This window comes from Leptospira ainlahdjerensis (assembly GCF_016919175.1).
Taxonomy (GTDB): domain Bacteria; phylum Spirochaetota; class Leptospiria; order Leptospirales; family Leptospiraceae; genus Leptospira; species Leptospira ainlahdjerensis.
Genome location: NZ_JAFFPU010000017.1, coordinates 14,258 through 31,980 on the forward strand (window position 1 = coordinate 14,258; position 17,723 = coordinate 31,980).

Genomic DNA, 17,723 nt, shown 5'->3' on the forward strand with positions numbered 1-17,723 from the left:
AAGACCTAAAATACTTTAGAAGATTGGAATGTATTTCGAAGACAATATTTGAGGAAGGCGAATTCGTTTTGAAAAACCGTTTTAAACGGATCGGTCTCGAGTCCACTTTCTCTGTGGACGTTTAACCCGATCTCAGATTCTTTTTTTCGAAATTTGTCTGGGAAGAACTTAGAACTTTCCCCGTTGGGAAGGAAAGCTCTTTGTAGTTTACGAAATTCTAAGATCGAAAATCGGGAGGAAAGCGGAAGTCGGAGTTCTTCAGTCGAGTTTTACTCTAAATTCCTGAATCAAGTGGATGAGAAATGTCATAATTCCAGAGAAGATATAAAAGAAGATCAGTCCGTAAATGAGCCAGGGCCAACGATCAAGTCCAATCGATACAAGGAGGAGAGTGACTCCTCCGAGCAGTAAAAAGACCCGTGTAGGATTGAGTTTGGATCGGATCGCCGCTTGCGGTTTCGAATAACGTATGTTGGAAACCATCAGAACCGCGATCAAAACAAATCCGATGATCGTGAGCCAATGTGGAGCCGAGTTTACGTTTAAAAAGATCGGGAAAAAACCTACCGTTACTCCGGCGACCGGAGAAGGAAGTCCCGTAAACGATTTCGGATCGTGAGCTACGTTGAATCTTGCGAGTCGATACGCCGCACAGATCGGAAAGATCGCGGCGATGAGCATTCCGACCGGAAAAAGATCCTCTTTTCCAAAGACGTCAATCTTGTATTCGGAAAGAACCATCTGATACATTAGATATCCCGGAGCGATCCCGAAAGCGGTGAGATCGGCGAGGCTGTCCAGATCGGCACCCAATTCCGAGGTGGCGTTCAATGCGCGTGCGACCATTCCGTCCAATCCGTCAAAAAGAGCCGCGAGCAATATAAAGAATCCTGCAAGTGTATAAGCTTGTAACTCGCTTCCTCCTCTCGATCCGGCTTCGGACGCTATGAGCATAGCACTGAATCCCATCGTGAGATTTCCAAGAGTGATTGTATTGGGAACCCAGCTGAATTTGAGTTTCATGAAAAGATCTCCTGTCGAGAGGGACTGACGGTAAAATCGATATCTCTTTTATAACCTTTCTGGAACAAATAGTATCCCAGTGTAGCTACCATTGCCCCGTTGTCCGTACAATAAATTTTTTTCTTCGGGCTAAAAAGTTCCACAGAATTCTTTTCCGCCCAAGACTGCAATCGTTTCTGAAGAGTCGAGTTTGCAAGAACCCCTCCTCCGGCAAAAACTCTTCGGATCCCGGTTTTTAAGACGGCTCGTTTGAGGTTTCTTTCCACAAGATCAAAGGCCGAATTCTGAAAATTCCAACAGATTTGTTCTTTGGAGATTTCCTTTTGTTTTTCCAGAAGGACCATCACCGCGGTTTTGAGTCCGCTAAAGGAAAAAGAGATCTGATCCTGGGGAAGATTGCGTAAGAGAGGGGGGAGAACCGGTTTTTCATCGGGGGTCGGTTTGTATTCCAGGGCCTTGGCTTCGATATAAGGGCCGCCGGGATAAGGAAGATCCAAAAGACCCGCGACCTTGTCAAAGGCCTCTCCCAAGGCGTCGTCCATCGTATCTCCGACAAGTTCCATTCTCCCGAATTCTTTCAGATTGTAAATTGCTGAATTCCCCCCGGACAAGAGGAGTCCGAGGACCGGGAATTCTGTGGGAACTCCCTCTAAATGGAGAACGGCAAAATGAGACTGAAGATGACAGACCGGTAGGATCGGAGTTCCGTAGACCATCTGAATACATCGGGCCATCTGAGCTCCGACCATGAGAGACCCGGTAAGACCGGGAGAAGATGTGACCGCGACATAGGAAAGTTCTTCGAAGGAAACCTTGGCTTCCTCCATCGCTTCTTCCAAGAGAAGATTGATTTTTTCGAGATGAGCGCGAGACGCAATCTCCGGCACAATTCCTCCGTAGGGTTTGTGGAGATCGATCTGGCTAAAGATCCGGAGACTGAGCAATTCTTTCCCATCGCGAACGATTCCGATCGAGGTCTCGTCGCAACTGGTTTCGATTCCCATTCCGATCAAAGGAGAACCCGATTTACAAAAGAATTGAATCTTAAAAAAAACTGTCGGAACAACGACAGACCTCCGTAAAAGTCGCGCGCCCCCACCCTCATCGGGTGGTGGAGGTGGGCCCGTGGGAAAAACTCGAAGGACTTTTCTCTATCAGAAAAATCATCTTTTTGCAAGGATAAAATCTCCTCTCTCTTTTGTCGGAACTCCGACAAAAATTTCAGATTGGATCTTGCCGATTCCAAATCGTTCTTCAACTTCTGGGTAATGCCTCTGGATTTCGGGAAGTTAGCGAGGCGCACTTCCTGAATCGCCTCGCAGGGAAAAATCGGGAGATTTTGCTCTATCATAAAATCATTGTTTTGCGGACGCAGAGTCTATCTTTGTCGGAGTTCCTACAAAAATTCCTTTTGCTCTTGAAATGTTTCTCACTCACCCTCTTCTAACTTCCGAGAAAGGGCCCGATCAAGAAATTGGCGTTTTCTTTTCTCCCTCTCTGGGAGCGGTAAGAATCTCGATCGCCTTTCTCATCTGAGGATCCAATTCTAAATCCAGAATTCCATTCTGCCCGTCTTGGGTGCTTCTCGTTTTGTATAAGAATTTGGCGACGTCTGTGGAAAGTTTGATTCCTTTTTCTGCGAGATACTTTTCAAAAAGAAGAAAGTTTGCTTCGGAATAATTCGGATTCTTTGCAAGAAAGGTTTCGAGCATTTTTTTCTCGGCCATCTTGCGGATGTAGAAACGATCGTCTTCCGTAGGTTCCACCGATTTTACGACTACGTCCGGTTGAATTCCCTTTCCATGAATCGACTTCCCGCTCGGAGTATAATACTTTTGAATCGTAAGCGCCACACCGGTGTTATGCGAAAGCGGATAGATATTCTGCACGGATCCTTTCCCGAAGGAAACGGTCCCGAGAATTTTTCCTCTCCCGTGATCCTGCATCGCTCCCGCAAAAATTTCGGAAGCGCTCGCAGACCCTTCGTTGATTAGAACGACGAGCGGAAGATTTGTAAATTTGTCGTTTGCAGTCGTGGATCGAAAAACTCGAACGAGCTCGCCCCCTCTTCCTCTCACGGAAACGATATCCATATCCGGTTTTAAGAAAAGATCGGAAAGTGAAATCGCAAGATCCAGAAGTCCGCCGGGATTCATTCTTAAATCCACAATCAGCCCTTCGGCCCCTTTTTCTTTGAGAGAATTCAATTCTTTTTTAAATTCGGAAAGTGTGCTGTCCTTTCCCATAAACTGATTGAGTTTGATATATCCGAGTTTTTCTTTTTCTAAATAAGAGGATCTTACGTAACGAATCTTGATCATCTCTCTGACTAAGGTGAGATTGATCGGTTCCTTCTGATTCTTTCTTTCCAATTTGATATTTACGGAAGTTCCGACTTTTCCTCGCATCAATTTGATGGAATCGGAAAGAGAAAGGTCGTTTGTCTTTTTTCCGTCGATCTCTACGATTCGATCTTGAGGTAGAATCCCGGCTTTCATCGCAGGCGTATCTTCGATCGGAGAAATGACCACGATCGCCCCGTCCGCAAAGGAAACTTCCATTCCGAGTCCGCCAAAACTTCCTCTCGTCTCTTCTTGGAGTTGGGAAAAATCATCCTTATCCATGAAGCGGGAATGTGGATCTCCCAAAGATGAGATCAGTCCTCGGATGGCTCCGGCGTAGAGTTTTTCTTCGTCTACGGATTCCACATAATCGAGTTGTATGGTGGATAAAACTTCGTGGAAGATCTGAAGATAAGATTCTCCATTTTTAGAAATTCCTTTTACGGTTCCTGTAGGGAGAATGAGTGCAAAGCTGAGAAAGGAGACAACTCCGATCCAGATCATTCTTTCTTTACTTTTCATATTCTTTTTTCAAGGCCTCATGAAGCGCCGGACTTTTTTCTTTTAAACGCTCGAGTACTTTATCGGGATCAAGTCGATAGACTGAACAGGCTTCGAGAAAAAAAGTCAGATCGTTCGGAGCCGATTTGCCCGCAGTCGATTTGAGGTTCGCATTGATTCTTGCAATGCTAACTCTTTCCAAAACCCGTTTTACATCACCATCAGTGATGGTTGTCTTCTGGGAACTGCATTGGAGGCTGAGGAAAAGGAGGACGGAGAGGAAGAAATTTCTTTGAAACACTCTGTCCGAAGTTTCAGTCGAGTTTCTTCCTCTGTCAATCAGTAAATTCTATACAGACCGACGAGCTTCCCCATCACAACGGCCTTCTTGGTACGGATCGGTTTGTATTTCGGGTTTCTCGCTTCGAGACGAATCTGATCCTGTTCTTTGTAATAGACTTTCAAGGTAGCCTCGTCTTCGATAAGCGCGACCACAATTTCCCCGTTTCGAGCAATGTCCCTTTTTTCGATGATCGCGATGTCTCCGTCGTTGATTCCGGCGTCGACCATCGAATCTCCCTGAATCCGAAGCGCGTAAGTCGGAACATTGGACCCCACCATTTCGTCGGGGACCGGAATGTAGGATTCGATATTTTCTTCGGCAAAGATCGGAAGACCGGCGGCGACACGACCGATGACCGGAATACTCGTCGCTTGAACGGGAAGAGATTCCAAAGGACTCTGGCGAATGAGTTCAATCGCTCTGGATTGATTTTTCGCGGTTTTGAGATAACCTTTTTTTTCGATCGCCTTGAGGTGGTCATAGGCGCCTTTTGCGGTAATTCCGAATTCGTCTCCGATTTCCCGAATCGTAGGCGGAAAACCGCGCTCCTTGATGATGGCAGTAATGAATGTGAGAACAGCCTGTTGCTTGTCTGTCAGGTCTTTCATACTAAACAACTTAGTAGTGAATAAATGCTAAGTCAACACAAAAATAGCAAAAACGGAGGGGTAGAATTTTCACTTCCGTTCGAAAGGTCTGGCTGCGTCCTGATTGATTTCAACGTTCAATTTCTCAAAGTCATCGATGAGTTCCGTAATCGAAGCTCGAAAGGATTCCGGGACCCTTGTCAACGGAATCGCGGGCACAAAACTTTCGTTAAACGGTTCCAATTCCCGATCGGGCTCCGGGGAAAGAGATTCCAATTCGACAGCTTCGTACAATTCGATCAATTCCAATCCGCAAAGAGAATTGACAACTATATACGGACCAAAACGGGGAAGCGAAATAGATCGAGAAAAGCTTGAGCTGGTTGAAATATAAGGAGCGCTATAGTATTTAACTTTGGCATGAATGAGTATCGCTTTTTTGAATCTGCGTAACTCATGGCTCCGCTCCGGACCGAAATAAGTCAAAAGATTCAACGACCATTTTGATGTAGGATCCTCATAAGCGCGGCAGTACCACACGGGCAAAATCACAAATGTAGGTTCCTCGACTTTCGTGCCCATCTTGATTGCACACCGAATCGCCGCGTTCAAAAAAGGTCGAAAAATCAAATTGAACCAGGACGTTTTTTTTCCGAAGGCTCTTTGATAGCAGGCCTTATCGAACCAACGGTTTTCCTTAAACTCCCTAAGTTCGTTCGGATCAAAGTAAAAACCTTTCGAAAGAATCTTACTCACCTGTTTTTCGGTCAGCTGTTTTGCGCTCATAAAAGGCTCCTCGTTCCGCTCCGAAAAATCGGCGTTTGGCGCTTTTAAGATTCTAATTTATCTTTTCATAAATTAAAATCTAGAGTTTCAAATATTCACTTTTTAGAATAAAGGATCCCTTGGAAACGACTTGGACTCCCTCTCTGAGTCCCGACTTGATGATCACCTCGTCTCCGACGGTGTCTCCGATCAAAACTTCCGTCGCTTCGAAACTTCCGTCTTCGTTCTGAATAAATACCATCGACTTTCCTTCGATCTCGTGCACGGCTTCCAGGGGCAGGGTTTTTCTTGCTTCGGTCCCCGTGTTTGCGACGATTCCCTTTACCTTCGCGGTTACGGACTGCCCCGGTTTGAGTTTTCCGTTTCGATTGGAAACCATGATCCGAAGTTTTGCGGTTCTTTTGACGTTATCCAAAACCGTTCCTACATAAGCGACTTCCCCTTTGATTCCGGGAGATTTTTCGTCGCCCAAAGGATAGATCATCGCGTCGGCTCCTTCGGAAATAGAACCGATATCCTTTTCGTACACTTCCAAAAGAACCATCAGATTGGTAAGATTGGCGATCGTAAAGAGGTCTTCGTTCCGAGTGACCTGTTGTCCCTGAACCGCTTTTCTTTCGGTGACCTCTCCGTTGATCGGACTTCTGAGAACCAAATTGGAAGAAACATAAACCCCTCTTTCGATTCCCGCGATCTCCGCCGGAGTGAGTCCGTAGTTTTCAAGTTTGATCCGGGTTGTTTCCACTTCGGTCTTCGCCGTTTTGTATTGCATGTTCGCGAACTCGTAGTCTTTCGCCGAAGTTACCTTCATATCAAAAAGTTCTTTCGCACGATCCGCTTGGAGTTTCAAGGCCTCCAAACTCGCCCTTGCCTTGACGTACGCCGCTTCCACTTCTCCGAGCATCACGGAGGAAAGAATCGCGAGAGGAGAACCTTGGCTAACACGATCCCCTTCTCTCACGAGAACCTTTTTGATCCTCGCTTCCACCGTGGATCCGGCTCTCGCCATACTTTCCGGGTCGTAGGAAATTCTTCCGGGAAGCGCGACCTCGTCCACCGAAGCGATTTCTCTCAACGCCACCAAACTCAGCGGATGCCGTCTTAGAATCTCCTCGGAAACCGCGAATCGACTCTTACTCACGGCGACCGGCTTTTTATCGTCCGCTCTTTTCGAGAAGAATTTTTTGTAACCGAAATATCCGGCTCCTAAAACTGCGAGCAGAACGATCGTAGTTTTATAGCGGTTTAAGAAATTGATCATACAAATCTCCGGGATGGATTCTTAATCCCTCTCTGTTTTTTTACCGACTGCGGCCTTATAAATTTCCACGGCGTTATAATAGAGATACAACACTTCGTAATAATCCCTCAGGACCGTAAGATAATTCTTTTCCGCCTGAAGAAAGGTCACCTGGTCGGATGCACCACGGACATAGGCTATCCTGGATTTTTGTTCTAACAGCTTGTTTTTTTGTAATAGATTGATTCTTTCGTATTTTGCAAGAAGATCTTCCCTTGCGAGGAGTTCCTTCTTGGAAGCTTCGATCTCTTCGTTGACTTCTCTTTTTTTGGCTTCCAGAGCGAGTTCGAATTTTTTGTGTTCTTCCCTCGCGGAAAGAACCTTTCCCTGACCACGGTCGTTGATCGGAAGCGGGATCGAAGCAAACACACCCGCATAGTGTTCGTTTCCTTTGATTCTCCATTCTCCGCCGACTTGAAGATAACCAAGACTTTCCCTTCTTTGAAGATCGATGTTGAGTTTTTTCTCTTTGACCCTTTCTTCCAGGGCGGCGATGTCCGGACGATGAACCACGGCCACGGCGGAATCCTTCAGACGCAAACCCAGGTCTTCCAAGGACTTAAATTTCATCTCCGTCTTAAACGCAAAAACTCCTTCCGATTCACGGATTCCGGAAAGAATCCGGAGTTCCTTCTCGACGATCTGTCTCCGAACCAAGGCGTCTCTGTAAAACTTCTCCACCTGAATTCTTTCCAGTTCGAGTCTTTCGAACTCGAGAGGGGAAATGTCTCCCTTTTCCACTCGAAACTTCGTGAGTTCGAGAAGGTCGCTGTAGTTTTCGTAAAATTCTTTATTATAATCTACTAAATTCGTTAGAAAGAGATAAGCCCAGTAATTCTGTCTGAGACGAAGACGAAAGAGCCTGTCGAAATTTTCGAATTCCCCTAAAACTGCTTCGAAGGATTTTTTCGCGACCTTGGAACGCAAGGAGATCACTCCGTAAACGTCCAAGTCCTGATATAAACCGGGGGCGACTTCGGTACTTCCGCCCTGAGATCCGTTCTGTCCCAATAGATTCGGACTCGAAGATCCTCCGCCTCCGGGAACTCCGATGAATTGTTGTTGGAGTTGAAGGACCGGATTTCTGGAAAGAGAAGCGGTGATCACCTTTCCCCTTTCGATTCCCATGTTTTGTCTTTCCGCCAAGTAAAGAGGGTTGTTTGCGACGGCGTGTTCGGTCAGTCTTTCCACGTCCCAGTCGATGATCTTTCCGGAAAAAGTCACAGGGATCGAAGAAGTGGGGGACTGAGTTTTTTCGGTCGCCGCATCCAATGGAGAAGAAATCGATTTATCTTCGTCCGAATTTCCGGATTTCTTTTTATCCTCTTCCGTCGTCGAATTCGTTTCCAGAGGAATCACTTCTCCTTGAACCGGAGCGATCATCACGGAAACAAAACTCAAAAAACCCAAAACCAAAAAAGTTTTGAGAAACCGAAAGACACGAAGACCCAAAGAAGGAGAATGTTCTCCTTCCGTATTTTTGGAAAAAACTTTTTTAGAGACGAAGAATTCTTCGCCTCGCTTGGTTAAAACATTCTGTGAAGATACCATTTTCCCTGCACTTTCTTAAAGTATGGATTGAGAAGTTCCTTCTCCAGTTCTATGTTATCTTTAAATCTGAGTTTCAATTCGCATTCCGTCAAACTTTCGTAATAAAACTCTGCCTCGATTCCGCCCGAAAGAAGAAACAAATCTCGGACTGTACGAACGTTCTCGGAGTTTTTTTGTTTTTTGAGAAGTTCTCGATCGAAAAAGTAGGTTTGAAAATAATTCTCTTTTTTTTGAAGTTCCTTCGCGATTTGTTCCCGAGTCCAGATTCCCTTCAGATCCAAGAGTAAACCGTCCTTCGGTGAAACCCGCTCCGGCAATTTGGAAAAATCCCGGCCGACCGTATCGTCTACGAGGGACTTCATTATAAGAAGAATTTCAGGAGTGTCCTTGCCGTGATCTCCCGTATGACCCGCGAGAAAAATTTTTCCGGCACGAATTTCGGGGGCTTTTCCATCTCCTCGAGAAAGAAAGAATTCCCGTTCGGAAGCCGTATGACAAGAAAATGACAAGAAAAGCCCGAGCCAGAAAACTCTTTCGGAAATCTTTCGAATCGAATGTGAGAACAAGGACTTCATAACGGATTTGAATTTTTACAAAACAGGGAACGAGTCCAGTCTCTGAAAATCATCCTGAAAGTCGAACGAAACTTTTATTTTTTATCCTCTGAAACCGATCTTCTTCAAGACAACACTTTCTCAAAAGGAAGATATCGTTTTTTGCGATTGTTAAAAATAAGAAAGATACAAATAAAAAAGGAAACCGATCGGGAATGATTCGGGTCTTTCGGAAGCGTTTGTCTTGTGTTCATAAGAATCCGTTCTCGTGAACGATCCATCCTCGTTCGTCAATTCCAGCCATTCGTTCGTGGAAAATTCCTTCAGCATTGCAGGTAAGAATTGTTCGAAGAGTAAAAACAAATTTTGATTTCTGATCTTGCGGATCGTAACGAGTGGAAGTCTGCGAGGTTTTTTTCGAATGAGATACGAATCTAAAAAATCGGAATTTTTGGTATCAAAATCCGATCGTCCGTATCATTCGAAGAAATGATTTCAGAATCCGGAGTTTTTACTCCAAAGGAATTTTTTCGGTGTGTAATACTCCGATCTCTTTTTCTTGAAACAATTTCACGAGCGTGGAAGGAAGCTTAAGCGTCCGACTCAGAACTTTCTGCGGAAGTTTTGTAGATGGATTTAACCGAAACGAGATGTGTATTCCAAGCAAGCGGAGATATCTTCTTACGCTCCTTTGGATTCCAGACGGAGCGCCTTTTTTAAAAGTTCTTCGAGATCCTTGCCGTAGACAACGGTGAGAAAACTCGGATTGTCTGTGAGAAACCGTTTGGCTCCTTCCGTAAATTCCGCGTCTCCCAAGACAAAGGCCTTGTCTACTCCCAATTCTTTCAACTGACCGATGGTATCCCGAAGAAAGATATCGGAAATTTTCGCGTCCTTCCACTTTCTAAATTTGAAAAGAGCTCTTGTTTCCTTATCGGTTTTGTTGAGTCCCGTAAGATTGAGGCCGTCGCCTTCTTTGTTGGGAACTTCCCGGCTTACGGTGTAGTTCAAGGCCATCACGATTCGAACACAGAGATTCTTAAATTCTACACCCTTGAGTTGTCGGTAATGATCCAGAACGCCGACTCCGATTTTGGAAACGTCTCCGAGGACTTTGTTTCCCTGTTCGTCGATGATTCCTTTGATGTGAAAGGACTTGGATGACTTGAGTCCCGAAAGTTCGTAGAATCTTTCCATCGGAAAAAGTTCGCTGAAAATTCTTCCGATCTCTTCGTCCAAAGAGAATCCGCTCTGAGCCGCTTTGTTCGCGTCGGCGCGTTTTGTTTCCAATTGGAATTTATAATTGGCGAGATCGATGATTCGTTTGTCGTCGATCCTTTCGGACTCTGCTTCGATGAGATACTCGCTCGCCTCTTCCAACTTTCCGAGTTTCACGGCGAGAAGGGAAAAGTAAACGTCCGAGTCGATCATCTCCTGTTTCCATCCGCTGTTTCTCGCCATCTCCATACAGAGTCTCGCGTGTTTGAGAGCCTCTCCCAAATTTTTCTGAAGAATAAAATTGCACATTAAGAATTGAAAGATCGTATAACGTACATAATCGTCTTCAATCAGATCCGCCACCGAGTTTGCGACCTTGGACGCTTCCTCGTATTTTCCATCCCGGCTCAAACTGAGCGCGTAGAGAAAACCTCCGACCGGAGAAGCCGGATCGAGCTCGTAGGCTTTTGCAAAAAATTCTACCGGATTTCCTTTTCGAAGAGCGGCGGAAATGACACCCTTCCCGATAAAGATCGATGCGACCTTGATCTTTTCGTTGGGAATTTTACTCAGGAACCGATCCGCGATTCCGAATTCTTTTTGACCCAGGGCCATAAACGCGATCCGAACATTCGCTTCCGCGTTTTCGGTTTCCACTTGGACCGTATCCAAATAGTGAAAGAGCGCTTCCTCAAAAAGATCCTGTTGGTAGTAGATATCCGCGATCCGATTGGAAACCGCAACCTCGTTGATCCCCTTCTCATAGGTCCCGATCTTTTTGATTTTTTCAAGATGACGGGCTTCATTGGTCGTATCCCCTTCCATCGCGTAGATTTTTGCGATCACGTAGTGGGCCCGGACGTTCGAAGGAGAATTGTCTAAGATATCGCGAATGATAACTCGGGCATCGACATAATTGCCCATAGCGGCCAGTGCGAGGGCCTTTTCGAATGCGTCTTTCTTGGTCTGGATCAGAAAAGATCCAAACGCAACGATCAGAATGATTCCAATGGCTACAAGAATGACGAAGATCATTTTTTTTGTTTTTCTTTCAGGTTCGAGTTAGTAAATGGATAAAATCCCGGGAACCGAGCCGGGTATTTCCCGATCTTGGGATAAAATCAAATCATTTGTAGAAACTAAAACCAGATGGGAAAACTTACCTACCTCAGATTTGCGTATTCTATCGTAAAACGCGATATGACAATCAGTATTCTTCATATAGGATTTTCCGTATTCTTTTGTTTTTTCCTGATTTTCGGAATTTTTCTACTGAGAATGGACAAAGCCCCTTCCAACCCTTCTAGTATCGAACTCTTCCGGAATTATCCACAGTTGGTTTTATTACTCAGCAGCGCCGGATTGATTTTTATGGCACTTTCGAGAACCCTCCTGAGAACCGCGGACGCCGGGATTATGATGGCGGTCGGAGGCAATCGGATCGGCACGATCCGCCTTTTGGTGGCGGAACTCTGGATTTTACACGGGACCGGATTCTTCCTGAGTGTTTTGGCCACGATTGTCTTCCCACCCTGGTTTGGTGAAAGTTCCAGCCTTTTGGATTACGGAAAGGCGTTCTTGGTTTGTATTTCGTTGATCTCCGGAACCGGAGGAATCGTTTCCGTGATTCTTACTTTTTTAGACCCGTATCGTTCGATCCGGAGGGGCAAATGATTCTTCGCATCAACGATCTCTCAAGAGAATACGGAAAGTCCAAGGCCGTGAACGGCGTATCTTTCGACATGAACCAATCCGACTATGTCGCGATCGTAGGACCTTCCGGTTCGGGAAAGACCACTCTTCTTTCGATGATCACGGGAATGCTTTCGAGCACCTCAGGAGAAGTTTACTTCGACACGACCAAGGTGAGCGACATGGGTCACGGAACCTTGGCGAATTTCCGCGCGAGAAACATAGGACTGATCTTTCAATTTTCGGAACTCCTTCCTCATCTCGACGTGGAGGAGAATATTCTGCTTCCGGCTCTTCTCGTAGGAAAGTTCAGCCAAAAAGAATATTTGGAAAAATGCGAATACCTCATTCAGAGTTTGCGCCTCGAATCGATTCGCAAGAGTTATCCGAGTAAACTTTCGGGCGGACAAATTCAAATGACGGCGATCGCAAGATCCCTGATCAACGAACCCGAACTCCTTCTCGCAGACGAACCTTCCGGCGATTTGGATCCGGAGAACAGCGAACTCGTAAGAAATCTTTTAAACGATTTTAACACAAGAGGACTAACGATTCTACTCGTAACCCACGATATGAATCTGGCCTTCGACGCAAAAACAATCTACGAGATGAGAGAGGGAGCGTTTACCCGGGTGGTAAAATGAAATCCTATCTCGGGATCGATATCGGAGCCGGGAGCATCAAAGCGAGTCTCGTCGATAAAAGCGGGAACATTCTCAAACAAACCTCGAGAAACACGGGAATCGAAACGACCGAAAAAGAATTTTTGGATTCTCTCGTAAACATCGTGAACGAACTCGAAGATCCTTCGCTCGTCGCGGTCGGAATCGGAAGCCCGGGACCGATCGACACGGAAAACGGAATTCTCATCGAGTCCGCGAACCTTCCCCTCTTAAAAGAAGTTGCGTTAGTCGCTCATCTCAAGAAGAATTTTAAACTTCCCGTATATTACAATAACGACGCAAACCTCGCGGCTCTCGGAGAATATCGTTTCGGTCTCGGAAAAGGATCTTCCAATCTGATGATCCTAACGTTAGGCACGGGGCTCGGCGGAGGTTGGGTGTATCAGGGAAAACTGTTCAACGGATATCGGGGAAGCGGGATGGAAGCAGGACACGTAACGTACCTTCCCGGAGGCGCGCTCTGCGGTTGTGGACAAAGAGGATGTACGGAAGCCTATTTTAGCGCGAGCGGATTTCTTCACCGTTATCACGAAACGACCGGAAATCATCTTTCTTCGGCGGAAGAATTTTTCGAAAACGTTAGAAAGGGAGAAAAGGTCGCAGTAACTTTGTTAAACGAAGGGATCGACGCGCTTTCCCAGCTCTGTAGAACTTTGATTCACACGGTCAATCCGGAGAAAATCGTCTTCACAGGAGGACTCGTCAAATCCTGGGATCTCTACGGAAACGTCTTGAAAGAAAAAATTCACGGACTAATCTTTCCTATTTTTAGAACTTATACTCAAATTCTACCCGGTGGAAACGTAGCGGGAGCGCTCGGCGCGGCCGCACTTTGTATGGAGAATCACGAATGAAAGATCCAAATTGTATCTTCTGCAAGATCATCGCGAAGGAAATTCCTTCCAAGATCGCCTTTGAAAACGAAGAAATATTAGCATTTTATGATATTTCTCCGCAGGCTCCGGTTCATATCGTATTCATCCCCAAAAAACACATCGTTTCGCTCGCGGATGTAAAAAACGAAGACTCCGCGCTCCTTGGAAACATACTCGTTCAGATCCGCGACGTAGCAAAGAATTTGGGAATTGCAGAAAACGGATATCGGGTCGTAAACAATACCGGAAAGAACGGCGGACAAACGGTATTTCATATTCACTTTCATCTATTGGCCGAACGCCAACTCCACTGGCCCCCGGGTTAAAACTTAAGGAATAAAAAAATTGAAACGAATTCTATTTGGAACCGTCGTCAGCGTCGTCGCACTCGGATTTTTATTTTCAAAATTGGATCTGACCGAATTTTCAAAAATTCAAGAACGTTGGGAACCGATCTATCTTATACCGTTTTGTATTTCTTCGGCCTGGGGACTTCTTTTATTCTCTTGGAGATGGCATCTCTTGATGGGAAAACAAATCGCGTTCCGTTATGCGCTCTTTTCCTCTTTCATCGGAGTTGGGGCGAATATGTTTCTTCCCGCGAGAGGAGGAGACATTTTCCGTTTGTATTTTTGTAAAAAAGAATCCGATCTCCAATATCCGACCTTGGTGACGGCGCTTTTTATCGAAAAGGTTTTGGATTTTTCTTTTATATTCTCCGCCGGAATCTGCGCGTTGATGTTTTTAGGAATCAAAGACGAAAGTAGCGATTCTTTCTTTATCATTTCGTCGCTTGTGATCCTCGGAATTTTTCTCGGACTTCTCGCGGTTCGATTCTTAAACGAAACGATCGTTTCCGTTCTTGCTTGGGCCGCCGGACTCTTAGGAAAGAAAGAATGGTTTTTACAAAAACTCGCCCACTACGTGCGGGACCTCGGAAAGTTTTTGGTTCTCAAAAGATTTCTTCTTCCCGCCCTATTGACTATGTTTACTTGGTTGATCGGATACGCGCTCAGTTACGGCATCTTACTCAAGTTAGTCGGAATCGAAATGAGCTACGCGGGAATCGTCTTGATCATGTTCGCGGGTGCGGTCGGAGTGATGGTTCCCTCCGCACCCTCAGGCGCGGGAGTTTTTCACGCCTCGGTTACGTCATCCTTCGTTTTGATGGGAAGAAAGGCCTCCGAAGGATTGTTCTACGCGACCACGGTTCACCTGGCGCAGTTTATTTTACAGAGTATATTCGCGATTATTTTCTATCTTTATTGGATCGTGGATCGAAGAAGACGCGGCTTAGGAAAAGCGGAATTCTCCCTCAAAGAATCCGAGGTGATCGAGGAGAATTCCTGATCGTTTCCCTCTTTCGGAATTATGATGCTACATTCAAAGAACCGAAAAACTAAATCTACGGATCTTCTGTTTTAAACCTGGCTACGGGATTTTGATCGATGAAAAGAACCGGAACAAAATCGATCTCAATTTTTTGAAGATATCAATTTTTGGAACACTTCCCAAAGTTGAGATGATTTAAAAAAGGTTGAAAAAAAAATCCGCCCGAGTGGACGGACTTTCCCTTAAGAATTTTTATTTCTTAGATAAAAACTGACAGGCTTCCGATTTTTGAATCGGGTTGTTAGGCGACATCATTTCGGAACAGCTTGTCTTTTCGATCAACTCCATACATTCCTTTGCGGCTTTCACTTTTTCAGGAGTTGCGTCCTTCCACTCGTCGGCTTCGGTCGTCCCGGTTTTTGCTCTTTGAGCCGCGGCGTTTTGTTCAATCGATTCTAAACAAGCTTCTTTGGATTGAAGCATAGGAGGAAGAAATTTTCTCTGAGCCTCGGGCAATTTGCTGAATTGCTCTTTCGCACATTCTACCGTCTTGGAACAGGTAATATCTTTCGACTTCTTTGCAAGTTCCTGCATTTCGGCGGCGGGATTTCCCGCTCCTTTGCAGTTGAGAACAAAAAGTGTCAAAGAGACGAAAACTAAAAGACTCGTTTTTTTGTGATTCATAACCCTTTCCTATTAAAAAACAAAAGGATCGTTCTTGGTATGTTTTTGAAAATAATTTTTTTCTAATTCTTTTCCGGTTTTACGAAAGGGAAGAACGCAGTTTTATACCGCGTTTACCCATTCTCTCCGTTCTTCCAATTTAAAAAGTTTATGAACCGTTGCCTTCTGACCGACTCCCTTGAGAGATGCCTCGTGTTTTTCGGAATCATACCCTCTCAGATTCAATTCTTCTTGAATTCCGGGACTCGAAAGAATCGGCTCGGTCACCCATATTTCTCCGGCCGAAGCGAGGGATTGAACGCGGGCAGCGATATTCACGCTTTGTCCGAAATAGTCGAGTCTTTCGTCATTGATTACGGCTAACGCAGGCCCTTCGTTTAAACCCACCTTCAGACCGATTTCGTGTCCGTGTTCTTTGAATTCTTCGTTCATACGATCGATCCGAGTCATCATCTCGAGAGCGGCGAACATTCCGTCCAGAGGACTCGAAAAAGTCGCCATAATCGCGTCCCCCATCGTTTTTACGATCGCACCGTGGAATTTTTTCACAGTTTCCGTAAGAAGACGAAAATGTTCCTGAACCAATCGATAGGCGAGTATATCCCCTGCCTTGTCATACATCTCGGTCGAACCTCTGAGATCGGTAAAAAGAATGGTAAGACTTTTTACGTTCAGATTCAGTTTACTGCTCAACTGTTGAATTCGAAAGAGTTCACGGAAAGTCTGATTGTTCAAAAGCATCTTTGCGGTCAGAAAGGGCTCTATCACCGTAGGATGTTCTTTCACGATTTCTAATATTCTTTTGAGATCGGGTTTGATGATTAGAAATCCGGCTTTCGCGATCGTAAGATTAGAAACCTTGAGTTCGTATTCTCCCGGAGCGAGATGAAGTTCGTTCGGAGTAAAGCCGTTCGTTAGAAGACTTAGTTCGATGACTTGGTCGTCCGGAGTTTCCTTTCCGTCGAAATACAAATGTACGGCCGAATTGTTTTCCACCGAGCTGAGTTGAAAAGCGGGAACATCTGTTGCGTCTAACGTGATTTTCCGAGTTGCTCCCGGTTCGAGAACGATCAGATCCTTAGTGTTATTCCCTATAAAATCCAAAAGTTCCTTGGATTTATGAAAGTTTGCGGAAATATGATATTTGAGATACGTTTCAGCGTCCACCAAAGGATCCAGATTCTGCTTCTTGAGAGAAGGGTTTACGGCAAAACTGACTTCTACTTGATCGTCCAGCGTGGTAGGAACGTCGAGATTACAGATATGACAATGAAAACTCTTTTCTTCTATCTGATCCAAAGAAGTATGCGACGAGACGACTCCTCCACAAGCGGGACAAATCATATTATAAGAAAAATCGATCAAACCGATCTTTCCGGAATGTAAGAATAGATCGATCGTCTCCCCCGTTTCAAAATCATTCTCCCGAGCAAATCGAAGCGGATTGATTCTATGTAATTTCCATTCATTTTGAGAATGCAAACTCTCGATAAATCGAGAGATCGATTCCTTTGATAAAACGCCAAATCCTTCTAAGGCTTTTTTCTTCTGCGCCAAAAGAGTTTCATTCCACATAACATCCCTCCTAGGATTCAACACCAAAACGAATCGATCTTCTCCGAAGGCGTTTCTATGGCAAGTATTTTGTAACTTTTTTTGTTACATTTATTTCATTTCCTAGCTCGGACTCATTTTTGGTTTCCTTTCGAATGTTAGAGGTTGCCTCAAAAACTGTCGAACGCCGATCGAAGCGAGACATTGAGTTTTGTAGAATGTAGGAACTCCAATAAAAATGGATCGGCAATCGATATCAATCCTTTCGAAAATTCCCGAATCGCTCTCAACGTCGCGCTCTGTAGGAACTCCATCGTTTTCATCTCAAACAATAGAGCATTTTATATGGTGCATTTTGAGATTTTGAGCGAAACCCTACCTTGATTTCGGACAAACTCGGGCTTCCATTAACAAGAAAGAGACGAACTTCCGACCTCCCGTGTTCGGAAAAACCGATTTTCCGGAGAATTTTCCTTGGGTGAACTTCGGGTTCTTAGCAAAACCTTTTTCGAAAGACGCTTTGTCTTACAAAGAATTCGAAATCGAAGGAAACGTGAGAGTTCCCACAAAACTTTGTTTTTACAGAGCGATTCCGAAAAACAAAAAAACCAGGTTCCGCAAGTTTGCCCTAGGCTTTACCGAGGAAAGTCGGAACTCATCCCAAGAAACACTTCGCGGAGCAAAAAAAATACATTTGG

General features: G+C 45.0%; 17 protein-coding genes. 5 read left to right on the forward strand and 12 right to left on the reverse strand.

Features of this window, described 5'->3' with window-relative positions:
• Positions 1-258 precede the first annotated feature (258 nt).
• The 10 genes from pssA to JWG45_RS04435 all read right to left on the reverse strand — a co-directional run bounded on the left by pssA (position 259) and on the right by JWG45_RS04435 (position 11,240).
• Positions 259-1,023 carry a CDP-diacylglycerol--serine O-phosphatidyltransferase gene (gene pssA / locus JWG45_RS04390; protein WP_205278571.1) on the reverse strand — a complete coding sequence of 255 codons (765 nt, stop codon included), beginning with the start codon at positions 1,021-1,023 and terminating at the stop codon, positions 259-261.
• Positions 1,020-2,036, reverse strand: coding sequence for a tRNA (adenosine(37)-N6)-threonylcarbamoyltransferase complex transferase subunit TsaD (tsaD, locus tag JWG45_RS04395; RefSeq protein ID WP_205278572.1), 1,017 nt, complete (start codon positions 2,034-2,036; stop codon positions 1,020-1,022). The genes pssA and tsaD overlap by 4 nt, the downstream gene beginning before the upstream one ends.
• 453 nt (positions 2,037-2,489) lie before the next feature.
• Entirely contained in the window at positions 2,490-3,887 is a 1,398-nt protein-coding gene (locus JWG45_RS04400; RefSeq protein ID WP_205278573.1) for a S41 family peptidase, read from the reverse strand.
• The gene (locus JWG45_RS04405; RefSeq protein ID WP_205278574.1) at positions 3,877-4,167 is read right to left on the reverse strand and encodes an LA_1448 family UV-C exposure upregulated protein; all 291 of its coding nucleotides are present in this window, start codon (positions 4,165-4,167) and stop codon (positions 3,877-3,879) included. Before JWG45_RS04405 ends, JWG45_RS04400 begins: the two co-directional genes overlap by 11 nt.
• Before the next feature lie 38 nt (positions 4,168-4,205).
• Positions 4,206-4,817, reverse strand: a complete 612-nt coding sequence (gene lexA / locus JWG45_RS04410; RefSeq protein WP_205278575.1) for a transcriptional repressor LexA — start codon at positions 4,815-4,817, stop codon at positions 4,206-4,208.
• 69 nt (positions 4,818-4,886) lie between these two features.
• Complete coding sequence (locus tag JWG45_RS04415) at positions 4,887-5,582, reverse strand: hypothetical protein (protein WP_205278576.1); 696 nt, start codon at positions 5,580-5,582, stop codon at positions 4,887-4,889.
• Positions 5,583-5,661: 79 nt separating this feature from the next.
• On the reverse strand, positions 5,662-6,843 hold the full coding sequence (locus tag JWG45_RS04420) for an efflux RND transporter periplasmic adaptor subunit (RefSeq protein WP_205278577.1): 1,182 nt from the start codon (positions 6,841-6,843) through the stop codon (positions 5,662-5,664).
• Positions 6,844-6,864: 21 nt separating this feature from the next.
• Entirely contained in the window at positions 6,865-8,265 is a 1,401-nt protein-coding gene (locus tag JWG45_RS04425) for a TolC family protein (RefSeq protein ID WP_408611599.1), read from the reverse strand.
• 143 nt (positions 8,266-8,408) lie between these two features.
• Positions 8,409-9,008 carry a hypothetical protein gene (locus tag JWG45_RS04430; protein ID WP_205278579.1) on the reverse strand — a complete coding sequence of 200 codons (600 nt, stop codon included), beginning with the start codon at positions 9,006-9,008 and terminating at the stop codon, positions 8,409-8,411.
• 660 nt (positions 9,009-9,668) lie between these two features.
• The gene (locus JWG45_RS04435; protein ID WP_205278580.1) at positions 9,669-11,240 is read right to left on the reverse strand and encodes a tetratricopeptide repeat protein; all 1,572 of its coding nucleotides are present in this window, start codon (positions 11,238-11,240) and stop codon (positions 9,669-9,671) included.
• A 114-nt stretch (positions 11,241-11,354) separates the two neighbouring features.
• Here JWG45_RS04435 and JWG45_RS04440 point away from each other — a divergent pair, with 114 nt between their 5' ends.
• Genes JWG45_RS04440 through JWG45_RS04460 form a run of 5 tightly spaced genes read left to right on the forward strand, consistent with a single transcriptional unit; the run spans position 11,355 to position 14,805 of the window.
• Entirely contained in the window at positions 11,355-11,879 is a 525-nt protein-coding gene (locus JWG45_RS04440) for an ABC transporter permease (RefSeq protein WP_205278581.1), read from the forward strand.
• The gene (locus JWG45_RS04445) at positions 11,876-12,541 is read left to right on the forward strand and encodes an ABC transporter ATP-binding protein (RefSeq protein WP_205278582.1); all 666 of its coding nucleotides are present in this window, start codon (positions 11,876-11,878) and stop codon (positions 12,539-12,541) included. Before JWG45_RS04440 ends, JWG45_RS04445 begins: the two co-directional genes overlap by 4 nt.
• A complete protein-coding gene (locus JWG45_RS04450) occupies positions 12,538-13,434 on the forward strand; it encodes an ROK family protein (RefSeq protein WP_205278583.1) in 897 nt (298 codons plus the stop codon). The genes JWG45_RS04445 and JWG45_RS04450 overlap by 4 nt, the downstream gene beginning before the upstream one ends.
• Positions 13,431-13,781, forward strand: a complete 351-nt coding sequence (locus JWG45_RS04455) for a histidine triad nucleotide-binding protein (protein ID WP_205278584.1) — start codon at positions 13,431-13,433, stop codon at positions 13,779-13,781. Before JWG45_RS04450 ends, JWG45_RS04455 begins: the two co-directional genes overlap by 4 nt.
• Positions 13,782-13,800: 19 nt before the next feature.
• On the forward strand, positions 13,801-14,805 hold the full coding sequence (locus JWG45_RS04460; RefSeq protein ID WP_205278585.1) for a lysylphosphatidylglycerol synthase transmembrane domain-containing protein: 1,005 nt from the start codon (positions 13,801-13,803) through the stop codon (positions 14,803-14,805).
• A 234-nt stretch (positions 14,806-15,039) separates the two neighbouring features.
• Here JWG45_RS04460 and JWG45_RS04465 read toward each other — a convergent pair whose 3' ends face one another.
• Entirely contained in the window at positions 15,040-15,471 is a 432-nt protein-coding gene (locus tag JWG45_RS04465; RefSeq protein WP_205278586.1) for an LA_2478/LA_2722/LA_4182 family protein, read from the reverse strand.
• 102 nt (positions 15,472-15,573) lie between these two features.
• Entirely contained in the window at positions 15,574-17,046 is a 1,473-nt protein-coding gene (locus JWG45_RS04470) for an adenylate/guanylate cyclase domain-containing protein (protein ID WP_205278587.1), read from the reverse strand.
• Positions 17,047-17,723 lie beyond the last annotated feature (677 nt).